Origin of the sequence: Actinoallomurus acaciae, from assembly GCF_042429965.1 — a bacterium.
GTDB lineage: Bacteria > Actinomycetota > Actinomycetes > Streptosporangiales > Streptosporangiaceae > Actinoallomurus > Actinoallomurus acaciae.
In genome coordinates this window covers 1-1,130 of sequence record NZ_JBHLZP010001091.1, presented here as the reverse complement: position 1 = coordinate 1,130, position 1,130 = coordinate 1, and the positions used below count along the sequence as shown (strand labels likewise).

Sequence of the window (1,130 nt, the reverse complement as noted above, 5' to 3'; positions counted from 1 at the left end):
GGCGACCGCCTCGGCGTCCTCGGCGGTGAGGGCGAGCGGCTTGTCGGCGAGCACGTGCCGGCCGGCGCGCAGTGCGGCGACGATCGCCTCGGCGCGCTCGCCGGGCGGCAGGCACACGCTCACGACCTCCGCGTCGCTCTCCGCCAGCGCCGTGTCCAGGTCCGGGTAGGAGGGGACGCCCAGGCCGTCCGCGCCGACGGCGCCGGCGACGGTGAAGCCGGGGTGGGCCTGGAAGGCGGGCAGGTACATGGTGCGCTGGTGGTCCTGGCCGCCGCCGAGACCGCCGAAACCGGCCAGCAGAACGCGGGTCATGAGACCTTCTTCGTCGGAGGAGGCGACCACCGGGCCGTGTCCTTGGTTCCCTCGCCGCGCTCGGTCATACTCCGGCCTCCGTCAGCACGTCGTCGATCCGTACGGGCTCGCCGGTCGCGATGGACCGTTCGGCCGCCACGCCCATCGCGACGGCGAGCACGCCGTCGCCGGGTGTCATCAGCGGTGGCGCACCGGCGATCGCGTCGAGCCAGGCTCCGAGTTGGACAGCGAACCCGTTGGCGCCCGCGGGCGGGAGCAGCCCGGCGCCGGACTCGTCGGTGACGAGGCTCGCCTCGGCATCCCAGGGCAGGGTCAGCACGCCCCGCTCGCCCACGACCAGCACGTCCCGCGCGGCGTACGTGGCGGGGCGGTGCCCCCGGCTCATCTCGCACAGCGCGGTCGCGCCGCCCGCGAACCCGACCGTCATCTCTAGATAGTCGTCGATGTCCAGCTCGGCGGCGGTCTGCCTGCGGCCCCGTGCGTACACGGTCTCGGGCCGGTCGCCGGTCCACCAGGTGACCAGGTCGAGCAGGTGGACGCCGTTGTGCAGCGCGTGCCCGCCGGAGCGTGCCGGGTCGAGCACCCAGGCGCGCCAGTCGGGCCAGATCCATCCGCCGAGGATGGCCAGGCGCAGGAACTCGGGGCGGCCGATGTCGCCGAGCGCCTCCTTGACCGCGCGGGCGTAGTCGTAGCAGCGGTGGGTGTGGGCCGGCATGAGCACGCGGCCGGCGGCGGCGAAGGCGGCGGCGATGCGGCGCGCGCCGGCGACGTCCGTGGCGAGCGGCTTCTCGATGAGCAGGTGCCGGCCGGCCTCGGCG

General features: G+C 75.2%; 2 protein-coding genes. Both read right to left on the bottom strand.

Going from position 1 to position 1,130, the window contains the following annotated elements; genetic code table 11:
- Positions 1 to 312 (bottom strand): Gfo/Idh/MocA family protein (locus tag ACFFNX_RS50735; RefSeq protein WP_378213667.1); only part of this gene is annotated, 312 nt, incomplete at its 3' end.
- Positions 313 to 376: 64 nt separating this feature from the next.
- A partial coding sequence (locus ACFFNX_RS50730; RefSeq protein WP_378213666.1) for a Gfo/Idh/MocA family protein occupies positions 377 to 1,130 on the bottom strand: 754 nt, incomplete at its 5' end.